This is a genomic window from Priestia sp. TRM10 (genome assembly GCF_057808375.1).
On record NZ_JBJZOT010000015.1, the window covers coordinates 203,798 to 217,957 of the forward strand.

General features: G+C 35.8%; 14 protein-coding genes. 4 read left to right on the plus strand and 10 right to left on the minus strand.

Annotated features, from left to right (window positions below; genetic code table 11):
- Positions 1–18: 18 nt before the first annotated feature.
- A complete protein-coding gene (locus ACK3CR_RS17850; protein ID WP_243519151.1) occupies positions 19–1,728 on the minus strand; it encodes an ABC transporter ATP-binding protein in 1,710 nt (569 codons plus the stop codon).
- A 173-nt stretch (positions 1,729–1,901) separates the two neighbouring features.
- Here ACK3CR_RS17850 and ACK3CR_RS17855 point away from each other — a divergent pair, with 173 nt between their 5' ends.
- The gene (locus ACK3CR_RS17855) at positions 1,902–3,125 is read left to right on the plus strand and encodes an MFS transporter (RefSeq protein ID WP_488975884.1); all 1,224 of its coding nucleotides are present in this window, start codon (positions 1,902–1,904) and stop codon (positions 3,123–3,125) included.
- 59 nt (positions 3,126–3,184) lie between these two features.
- Positions 3,185–3,322, plus strand: a complete 138-nt coding sequence (locus ACK3CR_RS17860) for a YycC family protein (protein ID WP_243519145.1) — start codon at positions 3,185–3,187, stop codon at positions 3,320–3,322.
- 40 nt (positions 3,323–3,362) lie between these two features.
- On the opposite strand, the gene ACK3CR_RS17865 is transcribed toward ACK3CR_RS17860, so the two are convergent.
- The gene (locus ACK3CR_RS17865; RefSeq protein ID WP_019392322.1) at positions 3,363–3,527 is read right to left on the minus strand and encodes a hypothetical protein; all 165 of its coding nucleotides are present in this window, start codon (positions 3,525–3,527) and stop codon (positions 3,363–3,365) included.
- A 370-nt stretch (positions 3,528–3,897) separates the two neighbouring features.
- Here ACK3CR_RS17865 and ACK3CR_RS17870 point away from each other — a divergent pair, with 370 nt between their 5' ends.
- Complete coding sequence (locus tag ACK3CR_RS17870) at positions 3,898–4,170, plus strand: HU family DNA-binding protein (protein WP_019392321.1); 273 nt, start codon at positions 3,898–3,900, stop codon at positions 4,168–4,170.
- A gap of 65 nt (positions 4,171–4,235) precedes the next feature.
- Here the strand turns inward: ACK3CR_RS17870 and ACK3CR_RS17875 are convergent, their stop codons facing one another.
- From ACK3CR_RS17875 to ACK3CR_RS17900, 6 genes are all read right to left on the minus strand, one after another.
- Positions 4,236–5,105, minus strand: coding sequence for a PhzF family phenazine biosynthesis protein (locus tag ACK3CR_RS17875; protein WP_488975885.1), 870 nt, complete (start codon positions 5,103–5,105; stop codon positions 4,236–4,238).
- A gap of 214 nt (positions 5,106–5,319) precedes the next feature.
- A complete protein-coding gene (locus ACK3CR_RS17880) occupies positions 5,320–6,459 on the minus strand; it encodes an ABC transporter permease (protein WP_488975886.1) in 1,140 nt (379 codons plus the stop codon).
- Positions 6,460–7,584: an ABC transporter permease gene (locus ACK3CR_RS17885; RefSeq protein ID WP_488975887.1), complete on the minus strand. Its 1,125-nt coding sequence runs from the start codon at positions 7,582–7,584 to the stop codon at positions 6,460–6,462. It abuts the gene before it with no gap.
- Positions 7,585–7,601: 17 nt separating this feature from the next.
- Positions 7,602–8,537, minus strand: a complete 936-nt coding sequence (locus ACK3CR_RS17890; protein WP_268583695.1) for an ABC transporter ATP-binding protein — start codon at positions 8,535–8,537, stop codon at positions 7,602–7,604.
- A 120-nt stretch (positions 8,538–8,657) separates the two neighbouring features.
- Positions 8,658–9,785, minus strand: a complete 1,128-nt coding sequence (locus ACK3CR_RS17895; protein ID WP_430237077.1) for a sensor histidine kinase — start codon at positions 9,783–9,785, stop codon at positions 8,658–8,660.
- Positions 9,785–10,423: a response regulator transcription factor gene (locus ACK3CR_RS17900; RefSeq protein WP_410914375.1), complete on the minus strand. Its 639-nt coding sequence runs from the start codon at positions 10,421–10,423 to the stop codon at positions 9,785–9,787. The genes ACK3CR_RS17895 and ACK3CR_RS17900 overlap by 1 nt, the downstream gene beginning before the upstream one ends.
- Positions 10,424–10,718: 295 nt before the next feature.
- Between ACK3CR_RS17900 and ACK3CR_RS17905 the strand changes: the two genes are divergently transcribed.
- Positions 10,719–11,495, plus strand: a complete 777-nt coding sequence (locus ACK3CR_RS17905) for a SurA N-terminal domain-containing protein (RefSeq protein WP_040056395.1) — start codon at positions 10,719–10,721, stop codon at positions 11,493–11,495.
- A gap of 23 nt (positions 11,496–11,518) precedes the next feature.
- Here the strand turns inward: ACK3CR_RS17905 and ACK3CR_RS17910 are convergent, their stop codons facing one another.
- On the minus strand, positions 11,519–13,270 hold the full coding sequence (locus tag ACK3CR_RS17910) for a putative ABC transporter permease subunit (RefSeq protein WP_488975888.1): 1,752 nt from the start codon (positions 13,268–13,270) through the stop codon (positions 11,519–11,521).
- Positions 13,267–14,055 carry an ABC transporter ATP-binding protein gene (locus ACK3CR_RS17915; protein WP_488975889.1) on the minus strand — a complete coding sequence of 263 codons (789 nt, stop codon included), beginning with the start codon at positions 14,053–14,055 and terminating at the stop codon, positions 13,267–13,269. The genes ACK3CR_RS17910 and ACK3CR_RS17915 overlap by 4 nt, the downstream gene beginning before the upstream one ends.
- Between the last annotated feature and the right edge of the window lie 105 nt (positions 14,056–14,160).

Genomic DNA, 14,160 nt, shown 5'->3' on the forward strand with positions numbered 1-14,160 from the left:
TATGCTGAATCTTTTTTATTATCCAAACTGTGCTTGGTGAAGACGGCTATATATTCCCTTTTCTCCTAGCAATCTATCGTGTGTTCCTTGTTCTGTTATACCATTTTTTGTGACAACCATAATACGATCTGCGTTTTTGATTGTAGCAAGACGATGAGCAATAACAAGAGTTGTGCGCCCTTTTGAAAGCTCATTTAACGCTTGTTGGATGGCAACTTCTGTTTCAGTATCAAGAGCAGAGGTTGCTTCATCTAAAATTAAAATTGGTGGGTTTTTAAGAAAAATTCGTGCAATAGCAAGGCGTTGTTTTTGACCGCCAGAAAGTTTTACTCCTCGCTCTCCAATAATCGTGTCAAGTCCGTCAGGCTGATTTGAAATAAAGTCAGACAGCTGGGCTTTACGAGCTGCTTCTTCTATCTCTTCCTCTGTTGCGTCTAACTTACCATAGCTTAAATTCTCCCGAATCGTACCTGAGAAAAGGAAAACATCTTGCTGCACAATGCCAATTTGGCTACGTAGTGATTGAAGAGTAAAGTCCCGAATGTCTACGCCATCAATTGTAATTTTTCCTTCTTCAATCTCATAAAAACGAGGAAGCAAACTGCACAAAGTTGTTTTTCCTGCTCCTGATGGACCTACAAACGCAACTGTCTCACCCTCTTTAATAGAAAGGGTTAGTCCATTTAAGACTCTTTCCATATTTTTGTATCGAAATGCAACGTTTTCGTAACGGATTTCTCCTTTTACCGTCATATCTTTAGCGTGCTCTGCATCAACGATATCAGGATGTGTATCCATGATTTCAGTATAACGCTTGAACCCGGCAATTCCTTTTGGATAACTTTCGATCACCGCATTAATTTTTTGAATTGGTCCTATTAAAATATTAGAAAGGAGAAGAAACGCAACAAACTCTCCATATGTAAGCTGACCTTTTATAACGAAAAGCGTCCCAAACAAAAGAGTAAAGAGTGTTACAGTGCGCATAAGCATGTAGTTGGCCATAATATTTTGAGCCATAATTTTATAAGATTGAAGCTTTGTTTGGCGATAGCGTTCATTGTTTACTTCAAAGCGTTTTTGTTCATGTTCTTCATTTGCAAATGCTTTTACAACGCGAATGCCTCCAATGCTATCCTCTACGCGGGCATTAATATCCCCTACATCACTAAACATTTTACGGAACGTTTTTGTCATCTTTTTGTTAAAGTGAATAGCACAAATCATTAAAAATGGGATAACGATAAAAGAAAGTACAGCAAGTTTCCAATTAATCGTAAGCATAATTCCAAATGCGCCTAGAAGCGTCATAATAGCGACAAATACATCCTCAGGTCCATGATGGGCAACTTCCCCGATCTCTTCTAGGTCTTTTGTCAGTCTTGAAATCGAATGTCCTGTTTTATTTTCGTCATAGTAGCTAAAAGAGAGCTTTTGCATGTGACCAAAAAGCTTTCTTCTCATATCTGTTTCGATATTAATACCAAGTTTATGTCCCCAAAAAGTTACAATGTACTGAAGACCTGTATTAAGAAGATAAATAGCCAAAAGACCTAAACATGCCAATGAGATAACAGTCCAGTTTTCCATAGGAAGTAAACGATCAATCACTTCATTTACAGCAATCGGAAAAGCAAGCTCTAAAATCCCAACAAAAACAGCACATGAAAAATCAAGGATGAAAAGTTTCTTATATGGTTTATAGTACGAAAAAAACCGTTTTAACACCTTTTTCCTCCCTTATCATTATAGTATAACTCCATACAATGATAATGATTATCATTGTGTTTTACAAGCTTTTTTTATCTCTTTTCTCTCCCTTATCTTGAATTCCTTTTCATTTGTGCCTATCATAAAGAGTAGCTTTTCTATTTTACATATTTTGAAAGGAGGATTTTTTTATGGGAACTACTGTTGCTACACCAAAACCGGATAACATAGAAAAAATAACAGTGTACAACATTTTATTTATTATTGGACTTTGTCATTTATTAAATGATGCCTTACAAGCTGTTATCCCTGCTATGTTTCCAATTTTAGAAAGATCAATGGGATTGACATTCACACAACTTGGACTTATTTCTTTTACCCTTAACATGGTTTCTTCTGTCATGCAGCCTGTTGTAGGGCTTTATACAGACAAGAAGCCGATCCCTTATGCTCTGCCACTTGGGCTTACAAGCAGCATGCTTGGCATGTTTTTTCTTGCTTTTGCTCCTTCATTTGAAACTATTTTACTTTGTGTATTTTTTATCGGGCTTGGATCTGCAGTTTTTCATCCAGAAGGTTCACGTGTAGCCTACATGGCAGCTGGAAATAGACGCGGGCTTGCTCAATCTATTTATCAAGTTGGAGGAAATTCAGGGCAAGCGCTTGCTCCTTTAATGACAGCGCTTGTGCTAGCAAAGCTTGGGCAAGGTGGAGCTGCTTGGTTTACAATCTTTGGCGGGGTGGCCGTTGCTCTACTTTTTTATATTGCTAGATGGTATAGTTCACGCCTTGTTATGTATACGCCGAAAAAGCGAAAAGCACAGCGCCAGATGAATGTAGAATCTAAAAAGGCAATTAAAGGCGCATTACTTATTATTATTTTTCTCATCTTTGCCCGTTCTTGGTATATTAGTGCCATTTCTAATTTTTATGCTTTTTATACGATTCAAAACTATGAAGCAAGCATCTCTGAATCTCAAAGCTATATTTTTCTTTTTCTTCTCATGGGAGCCGTTGGGACATTTTTAGGCGGACCTCTTGCAGATCGTTTCGGCAAAAGAAACGTGATTTTATTTTCCATGCTTGGAACCGTTCCATTCTCACTTTCCCTCCCATACGTCAGTCCGCTCTTAGCTTACGTTTTTCTAGCTCTCATTGGGCTCGTTTTAATGTCTAGCTTTTCGGTAACTGTTGTATATGCACAAGAACTTGTGCCGGGGAAAATTGGTACAATGTCTGGATTAACCGTTGGATTGGCATTTGGAATGGGAGCTATTGGCGGCGTTGCTTTAGGGTTTTTCATTGATAAAATAGGTCTTAATCCAACGATCATTAGCGTAGGTTTCCTCCCTATCCTTGGATTTTTAACGTTTCTTCTTCCAAAAGATGAACGGATCCAAGAGTGGTATAAATAAGGGTCACGTACAACTTTGATTTATGATATGATGAAAAAAAAAGCTAAGGAGAAACCTGTATGAGACCTTTACAAATATCGGCTGAAACAGCTCAAAAACTAGCAAAGTCGCTGAATATGCCGCTTGAGCAAATTATGCATATGCCACAGCATATTCTACTTGCAAAGCTTGCGGAAATGCAAAAAGATGAACAATAAAAACAAAAGGCAGAAGAAATTCTTCTGCCTTTTTATAATACTATCTTTTTTTAGATTGCTGCTTTTCTTCCAATAAATCAATAAAGCGATGAATCTTCTCGCTTGTTTGTTTCACATCGCTTTCTTTTTCTGAAGACGTCATTTCCTCTATCATATTTGAAAGCTGCTCTCGTTCTTGTTCTGTTAGCATCGTCCAATCTGCCACTGTATCCCTCCTGATATCTTTCTTTTTGAAAATAGATTGTTTTTCTCTCTTTATAGCAAACTTTTCTTTCTATAGTCTCTTCCAATAAACGGTTCTTTCCCGCTTATAAAGTGCTTTTTCCCCATCTTTCCTATTGTACAAATGTCATCTTAGGAGAGCAAAATAAATTTTTTTAATAGAAAAGGTTTATTCTATGAAAGATTCGGTTATTACTGATAACAGGTTATCATAAAAACATATCATGCTTCATGTATAACCAAACTAATTTTTTATTTTAAACAATTTCTCTTGTGTAGAAGAGATGATGCTTGTAAAATGTTTCATATAAAGGATATTTCTACACAAAAGCTAAAATGAAGAGGTGTTTAGTGTGAATAAAACAGATTTAATTAATGCAGTAGCTGAAAAAGCGGAACTAAGCAAAAAAGATGCAACAAAAGCTCTTGATGCTTTGTTTGACACAATTTCATCAACATTATCAAAAGAAGAAAAAATTCAGCTCATTGGCTTCGGTACATTTGAAGTACGTGAGCGCTCAGCTCGTACAGGCCGTAACCCACAAACAGGAGAAGAAATTCAAATCCCAGCTTCAAAAGTACCTGCCTTTAAAGCAGGAAAAGAGTTAAAAGAAGCTGTTAAGTAAACAAAAAATGCCACTACAAAGGAGTCGCCTTCTCATTGGGAAGGCGACTTTTTTTCCTACCTAACCTATACGTTCCATGCACCAGAAGCAATATGTTCGACATATCCACCAACTTCGATATGAAACTTCTCATCCTTTTTTACTTTTACAAACAAAAGAGAGGGTCTCCCTATCTCATACCCTTGTTCGACTGTCATAGATATAGAGCTTTCCCCAAAATAGCTGTGGTAGACGCAGTAGGCACCAAGACAGCCATTAGCACTTCCTGTCGCTGGATCTTCTGGGACTCCATAGTAAGAGCAAAAATCACGAGCATGCAACGTATTCCCTTCTACTGTTTCAGGACAAAACACCATGATTGCTTTTGCTTCTCTATCTTTTATCATTTCAAAATAAGATCTTTCGTTCACAACAATGTTTTTAACGGTTTGTAGTGTTTTAATAGGAGCAATAATGACAGGTAGTCCTGTTGAAACTTCTTGAACAGGATATGCATCACAAAGCTCTTCTATCCCTATATTTAAAACAGCAGCAGCTTCTTCTTTTTCAATCGTTGCCCCAAATGTTGGTTCGTTTTGGAGCATAAAAACTTTCCCATCTTCTTCAAATGTAACTGAAATCGGGCCAATTTTGTAACGCAAGGTAATATTTTTCACATCTTCTTCTAATAAATGTTGTCTAATAATATGTGCTGTTCCTAATGTAGGATGACCTGCAAATGGAACCTCTTCTGTTGGGGTAAAAATCCTTACGTCCCACGCTCCGTCTCTTTCTTTATCATCCGAAATAAAAGTTGTTTCAGAGAAATTCACTTCTTTTGCAATCTTCTGCATCTCTTCTGTTGATAAATGACGAGCATTTTCAAAAACAGCAAGCTGATTTCCGCTGTAGCGCCCTTTTGAAAATACATCAACAATATGAAATTTAAGGCTCATTACACGTCCTCCTTTTTGTGAATTTTACCATATCCTATTAAAATATAAATTCTTATTTGTTAGTTTTCGAGTCTCATGCTTCAGGTTGCTGTTATTTACTAGTTACAATAAGAACGGTAGCAACTTATAAAAAGAGCTAATTTCCCAGCTCTACATTAGAAATTAACTCTTTTTATTCTTTTAACTTCTTTGATTGTAGGCAAGACAGGTTTTGTTAAACAAACGTTCTTACACTTTTATTTCGACTAAATTTATAGATAGCAATCAAAAAGAAAGCAATCCCAAATGAAAACAGCACAATAAAATTCATATACAAATCTTCTAATCCTCTTCCTTCTTGAAATGATGTAATCGTTTCTAATACCCATTTTTGTGGAAGGAAGTCAGCAATTTTCTGGATAGAATCTGGCATGACTTCAATAGGCCAAAAGCAGCCTGATAGCATGCATGTAGGAATAAGCACGGCATTTTGTAAAGCAGGTGCTGCAGAAGTTGAATTCACAAAAGAAATGAGCGCTAATGAAAGCCCGACGGAAACAAAAGAGAATAAGAACATAAGAGAAAAAAGTTTCCAAGACGGCATTCCGTAATCAATGTGAAACACAACTTTCATAACGGTTAACGTTAAGATAACCTGTACGCTCATTACAATCATATTTACAATAATATTTGCTGCTACATACTGTCTTGCTGTAATAGGGGCTGCCGTAATTCTATAATAAGTTCTCGTCTCTTTCTCTTTTAAAATAAACAGTGATAGTGTCATAGCAAAGGACAACATGATGACAATTAGAAAACCAATGGAGCTGTACGTCATTTGCTTATACTGAGATGTGTTTTCAAGGGCTGCAGCTGTGACCCTAACTTCAGAGTCCTGATAGCGGTTATAAACAAGCTGAAACTCTTCATTCCCCTCTGTTCCACGCGCAATTGAAACTACATTATCAATATAACTAGAAAGATAGCTTTTTACAAAAGCTGTCGCTTCTTCTCCTTTAAGAGATACAAGCTCAATCCCTTCTGGTTTTCCCCTTTTAACACTTTCTTCAAATCCGCTTTTAAAAATAACAATAAGATCTTTTTCTCCTGCTGTTAAAGATTCCTCTTGTTGTTTAATTGAAATTTTTTCAACGTTCGTATTTTCTAGCCCTTTTAAAAAGGAGAAAGTGTCTTTTGTAAGTCCGCTTTTATCTTCATCAACAACGCCAATTCGGATGTCCGGATTGTCACTTCCATGTATAACCGTTGATAAAATAATCCCTGCAAGAGGAATGAACAAATATAAAAGAAGACCTCCTTTCATATTTAACAAGCTTTTTATAATATTTTTTATAATCCATCCTGTTTCTTTCACTTATAGTCCCTCCCGTCTCTGCAGAGCAAAAATAGTGATTAAAATAAGCAGTAAAGCAATCCCAATATTACTAAAGAGAACAGTGAAAGCTGTGTCAAAACTTCCGGCATATATAACATCTAAAATTCCTTTATTTGCCCAATGAAGGGGAGAAAGATTTACGATAAGATGCAAAAATGTGCCTTTTTCTGCTGTGAAAGGAAAATATGCTCCTCCAAAAAAGTTAGCGAGCTGTACAAAGACAATGGAAATAACGCTTGTTGTTTGAGGGGTTTTAGCAATATAGCTAATACAAATTCCTAAGCTGACGGCTAGAAATACTTCCGTAGCTAAAAGGAGGAAAATAAGAAAAAGATGATCCCCCCAATTCGCTTTAAAAATGTATTTACTAAATAAAATAACTGCTAAGAGGAACATCATATTCACTACTAAATTCCCTAAAACCTTGCCAACGAAAATTTCAAACTTGCTAATTGGTGAAGATAGAAGTCTGTCACTCGTATGAAGCACTGTTTCTCCTCTTAAAAGATGAAAACTATGAAACAAGCTAAAAAATGCTGTCATTGTTGTCATTACAACAGCGTAGTAATCCATCGCATTTGGCTTATCAGGTGAGTTTAGTGATCTTTCTTTCATGTAGTCACTGTTGCTTGCTGTTATAGCTTCTTCTATTCCTTTAGGATTTATTTTAGCTACTTCATATACAGCATTATATCGATCTACGAAATTTTGCATAATAGCTTGAACAACGCTTTGTTCAACAGAAGCAGTGCTATTTTTATAAATTTTCACATCTTTTGACTGAAGTTCAATATAAGCTGTGTATTCCCCCTTCCTTATCGCTTCTTTTCCATCTAATCTTCCCTTTGCTTCCTTAAAAGATAGATCATTTTCTTTCTCCATTTCTTTTATAAAACTTTTAAAACTTTCGGTAAATTCACTGTCTCCTTTACTTTTATAAAGAACGTTCACCTCATTAATAGACACATCTTTTGAAAACGCTCCTGAAAGAGCTGTTCCTAAAATAAACATAAGACCAATCGGAAGAGCGAGATAAAAAAGAAACATTTGTTTATCTCGACAGTAGCTTTTTATTTCTTTTACCATCAGATTAATGATTCTCATAAATCCTCCCTCCTTTCCTAGTCTCTTAGATTACGTCCTGTTAATGTTAAAAACACCGTTTCTAAATTAGGCGCTTTTTCTTCCAATGAACTTATTTCCACTTCGGCTTTCAGTAAAGTTTGGATGATTTTATTCAAGTTTTGAATTTCTACATCTGAATAAATTTTAATTATATTTCCTTCAATGCTTGCACGCTTTACTCCACCAATTTCTTCTATAGATTCACAATTAACATGCAAGGGATCTTTCACTTCAACCCATAGCTCTTTTACATCTGTAATCAGCGACTTAAGATTTTCTTTTGATCCTTTTGCAATAATTTTGCCATGATCAACAATCGCAATGTTCGTACATAGCGCTTCTACTTCCTCCATATAATGACTTGTGTAAATGATGGTAGAACCTATTTCATTAAGCTTTTTGACTGATTCCAAAATGTGTTTACGAGACTGAGGATCAATACCAACCGTTGGTTCATCCATAATCAATAGCTTTGGTCGATGTGCAATCGCACATGCAATGTTCAGACGGCGTTTCATTCCTCCTGAGAAACTTTTTGGAAAACTTTTTGCTTTATCTATAAGCCCTACAAACTCTAAAGCTTCTTCAACACGCTGTTTTAACAAACTTCCTCTTAGTCCATAAAGTCCAGCGAAGAATTTAATATTTTCACTTGCTGTTAGATTTTCATAAATGGCAATATCTTGCGGAACAATTCCAACATTCATTTTGGCAAACTTCCGGTGTTTAGTAATGCTTTTTCCTAAAATCTCAATTTCGCCTTCTGTAATTTGCAACAAGCTTGCTATCATATTAATCGTTGTACTTTTTCCAGCTCCATTCGCTCCAAGCAAACCAAAAATCTCACCTTTTTGGATTGATAAAGACATATTATCAACGGCGATAAAGTCATTAAATTTTCTTGTGACATTTCTCAATTCTAAAACGTTCATACCATCACCCTTTCAGTTCCTTATCTTTTCTCATTGTAAATAAAAAACATGAACTTCCGTAGTGCAGAAGTTCATGTTTTTCAGATGAGAATATTCACTATTTTTCAGGAAGAAACACATTTAAGATGATAAAGGGAGCAGCGTTGTAACAGAAAAGCCGTTTGATCCATCTACAATAATCTGTCCGTTTAAAGAGGCAGCACGCTCTTCCATTCCCATAATTCCCATTCCTTTTATTACTTTCTCTGCTCCTGTTCCGTTGTCTTTTATTCCGGCCTTAACCACTTTATTTAACACAGCTACTTCAACTGTAATCTCACTTGCATTGCTATGCTTGAGGGAATTTGTAAGTCCTTCCGCAATATTTTCATACACAATCTTCCAATAGATGGGTCCCATTTTATCTAAATCTCCGCTATACAAAAAAGAGGTAGAAACGTTCGTTCGAACGATAAACTCATTAATAAGCGTTTTAAGCTGATTTACGCCCATTTGTTCTGAGGGAGGTTTAATTTTTTTTAACGTCAACCTGATACTTTCAATTCCTTCACTGGAAATATTAATAGCATTTTGCAAAAGTTCTCTTGCTTTTTTTTCATCACGCCCTAGAAGCTGTTTTGAGGCTTCCATCTGAATTAAAGCTCCTGTCATTGCATGCCCAATTTTATCGTGAATTTCTTGAGAAAGACGATTACGTTCTTCAAGCTTAAACATATACTGAGATTGCTTTTTCCATTCCTCTTTTTCATGAAGATTTCGCTTTGTATCGTGAAGGTCCTTGCGAAGATTTAATTCTTTTTGTTCCAAGAAAACAATTCTACTTGTATAGCGAGCTAATATTATAAACGTTAAAAATGTAAAGACAGTCACAAATCCGTATAAAATTTGCACATGATAAGGAAGAAAAAAGAGAACAATAAGAGCGGCAGGCATACCCCATTCTAGTCTTTTTCCCTGATAAAAAAGAAGTTCGTATATGTTTAATGGAAGAAGTAAAAGAAAGAAGATATGAAGCAATGTAGCACTCATAACAAGTACTGTAAGAGATAAAAGCAATACAACAAGCTTCACGTTTCTTTTCTTCATAATATAAAGTAAAACATTGAGACAAACGTAAAGTAAAAGTGAACATACTATCCATGGAACTTTTTCTCCACCCTCATTTACATACTGGAGGATAAAGTACAAGAGCAGTACCGCTTTACTGTATAAAACCCATTCTTCCATTAGCTGTTCTTTTCTAACCATTAATCTACTTTCCCTGTTAAATAATAGATGGCAATTTTTGTTCGATGTCCTAAATTACCTTTTGATAAAATCGTACTCACATAATTTGCGATTGTTCCCTCTGACATAAACAGCTTTGCGGCGATTTCTTTATTAGAAAGTCCTTTTGCAATAAGAGACATAACCATAATTTCTCTTTCTGTAAAAAGATTTTGATCAATTCTTACCTCTTCTTTAGCAGGCTGTAAGTTTGATTTAATTTTATCAAGTACAACATCTTGCATAACAGTGTGTCCCATATAAACACTTTTGATAGCATCCCGGATTCGCTCAGGATCGTTGTTTTTTAGCAAGTAACCACGCGCCCCGTTCCTTATTGCATCCAATACGTATTCATCATCGTCAAATGTTGTGAGAATAAGCGGTTTTACGTTCGTTTTCTCGCTCAAAATCTTTGTTGCTTCAACTCCATTCATATTAGGCATACGAATATCTAACAAAGCTACATCAGGAGAGTGATGTTCACAATACGCTACAGCTTCTTTTCCATCTACAAAAAGGCCCACTACATCAAATTCTTCATATGTACTCAAAATAATTTTCATTCCTTCGCGGACGAATGAGTTATCATCTGCAATAATCACCTTAATTTTCTCCATTTATTTCCCCACTTTTATGCATTTAAGTATTTTTTTGTTTATTATAACACGGTGCTTTATTGTTCATTTTACAAAGTCTTGTTATTTTTTAAAGATTCTTCGTACATATTAGAAGTAAAACCTCATCATTATAGAGTTATTTTCCATTGCATTCGCTATTACAAAGTTTTTCATTTTGATTACAAAGTGCAAAAATAAAGCTCAAAGGTTTCTTTTTCTATCGATATGCTTTACAATGCCCACTAGATACTTTTTTAGAAAGGATATCTATTTTTGTTTCAGAAAGGAGAAAGTCATGAAGAAATTCACATATCCTCTTATCGCAGGATTATTAGCCGTTACGCTCACTGCATGTGGTTCAAACGATGACAATGCAAGCGATAAATCAAAAGATACTCAAACTGAACAGCAAACAAGTAAAAAAGATCAAGAAAAACAAATGAAAGAAATGCAAGAAAAGCTTGCTAAACAAAAAGTAGATGAGAAAAAAGTAGTTGCAACAGTTAACGGACAAAAAATACTTGGAAGCGACTATAATATGGCTCTCTCTACTTCTCAAAGTCAAATGCAACAATATGGACAAGATCCAACTTCAAAAGAAGCTGCTAAACAAATAAAGAAACAAACGTTAGATGGTCTAGTCAACCAAGAATTGATTTCTCAAGATGCTGCTAAAAAAGGCTATAAAGCAACAAACGAAGAAATTCAAAAAGAGCTTGATGAAGTTAAAAAACCTTATAAAACAGATAAAGAATTCAATAAAGCATTAAAAGAAGCGGATTTAAGTTTAGATGACTTGAAGGCTCAAATTAGTGACGTTGTTCAAACGAACAAATATGTGGAAAAAGAAATCCCTAAAGGAACAGTAACAGACAAACAGATTCAAGATACTTATGATCAACAAGTACAACAGCTGAAGCAAAGCGATAGTAAGCAACAGCAAGAAGTTCCAAAATTAGAGGATGTAAAACCTCAAATTAAACAAAGCCTTGAAGAGCAAAATCAGCAAGAAAACTTGATGAACAAAGTAAACGAACTGAAAAAAGACGGAAAAGTAGATGTTAAGATATAAAAACCAGCCTAACGGCTGGTTTTTTATAACTTTCGGCTTATGGAGTTTTTCTTAAAACGAACGTTTCCTTTGTTTTCAACAAATTTAATATCGACGCCTCCATCCATCCGTTTTCCTGCAATCATCACCATAAAGTACGTAACAAGGCACGAGATGACAATCAAACTAATAAACCCTATTGAAATGCCAAGTGGAGTTGATTGGCGCTTTAAATCCAATAAAAAAGCTGAGTTATCAACAATAAAAGAGAAAAAGCCCCTTGTTTCACCTTTTAAACTTTCAACAAGCTTTATCGCTTCTGTTGGAACGATTAATAAAACGAACGGCACAAACATCAACAAAAGATAAGCGTAAGACAAGAGTAAAAGAAAAAGACTTGAAATTACACTGTTACGCTGCTGAGGACTGTTTGGATTGTACCTCGCTCCTATGGTTCCGATCCAAATTCCAATGGAACTAATGCCAAGTGCTACAAATGCATTCATAATCAGTACAATAAAATAATAATGAATCGGCCAGATTAAGAAAATTCCAGCAACAACTTCAAGGAATGATAAAATTCCAAATGGTAAAAGCCAGCTAATCCAAAGCTTCCCAAGAGCCACTTGAACCCCTGTAACAGGCAGAACACTAAGCATCCAAGCTGCAGGGCCTTCTCTTCCGATAGAGGCAGCTGCTAGACTTCCTGTAAACACAGCATAAATAAATAAAAACGCACCTTGAACAATCACCAATGTAAGCTCTGTATTTTGGATAAGAATTTTTAGCCCCTCTCCATTATTCATAAAAGCAATTATAGGGAAGATTAAAAAGAACCCAAGAGGCATAAATATCATCCATTCCCTTAAATCTCTTGAAATAGCCTTCCATTCCTTTAAACCTAGTGCCATAACAGGATGTCGCACAGCACCTGAACTTTTGGCTTTCTTGCTTTTTTTCTTTTTCCTTGACCCTTCACTAAGTCGAATCCACCCTGTTCTGAATCCTTTTTCAACAAGAAGTGAGGAAAGAAAAAAGAAAATAACAGCCTGAAGAAGAAGGAAAAAAAGCGGCAGAAGAAAATCGATGCTTCCAACTCTAGCCTGAAAAAGTGCTTCTCCTCCAAGACTCATTGGTGTCCAATTCGGAAACTGATAATTCTCGATCATATTGGCCCCTCTTGAAGAATCGTTCAAAAGATTTGGAAGCTGAAACAAGGCATAAACAAGCAATCCAGATAAAGCACTCATAACAGTCATAAGTTCGTTTACACGAGAAGGAGGCACAATCTGAATAAGTCCAAGATTAAATAAATAAGCAATTGATAATCCAATCAACACAATGCTTGCTCCCACAACAAAGGCAATAAAATAAAATAAAATGGATACATTTCCGTGAATTCCAAATGTTAAAGCTGGAATAAAAAACAACAGGAAAACAAGTAGTGGAATCCCTACAATGCTTTGAATATACTTGACCCAAAAAATCGTTTTCGTAGGAATTGGCATTGTAAATAGGAATTGAAGGTCCTGGGCTGAATAAAGATTTTTAAACACTTGAGGAATTCCCATTAATAAAATGAATGATAACATGGCTAATAAAATATACGGTAAAAAACTTTCGAACAACCCATCTGGTAGGTTCGAAGCAAGGCTCCACGTAAGCCGCGCTAAAATGATCATTAATACGAGAATGAACAAAGCGGATATTCCGTATGTAAAAGCGCCTTTTGCTCCTTGGGATCGTATGCTATTAAAAAGCATGCGCTGCTGAACTTTAAGCATCTCCTTCATCATGAAGCATCATCCTCATCTTTTGAAATTTCGGCCATAAGAGCTTCCCCTTCTTCACCACCTGTTAGCTCTAAGAAAATATCTTCAAGTGTTGCTCCTTCTCTTCCTCCTTGCTCACGAAGTTCTTTCATCGTTCCAAGGGCAATAAGCTCTCCTCCTAAGATAATTCCGACTCTATCACACATCACTTCTGCAATTTCTAAAATATGCGTTGATACAAAAACCGTTGTTCCTTCATCACATATTTTTCGCAAATAGTTTTTTAACACTTTTGCACTTTTGGGATCAAGACCAACTGTAGGTTCATCTAAAAATAAAACATCTGGCTTATGAATAAGAGCGCCGCACAAGGCAATCTTTTGCTTCATTCCATGTGAATATCCTTCTGTAAGCTCATCTGCACGATGTTTTAAATCAAACAAATTTAATAGTTTTTCAGCTCGCTGTCTAAACTCATCTTCTGGAACTTGATAAATAGAAGCGATAAACTCTAAAAACTCCCACCCTGTTAACTTCGGATAAAGGTTAGGCTGATCTGGAACGTAAGCAATCTTTTTCTTTGCCTCAATTGGTGATGTCCATATATTTGTTCCTCCAATTACAGCCTTGCCGCTTGACGGTTCTAACAGACCTGTCATCATCTTAATCGTTGTCGTTTTCCCTGCTCCATTCGGACCAAGAAAGCCAAATAACTCTCCTTTTTTCACAGCTAAATTTAACGGTTTCAAAGCTTCGAATTTCCCATACTTCTTTTGTAGATTTTGAACCTCTAATGCAAATTCACTCAATAGGGGCCATCTCCTTCTAAAAAAATCTTATTTTTACATATTTACCCATAACTATCGTAACATGCATTTCTTCTTTTCTACAACAGAAGACAGTAAAAAAGCTCT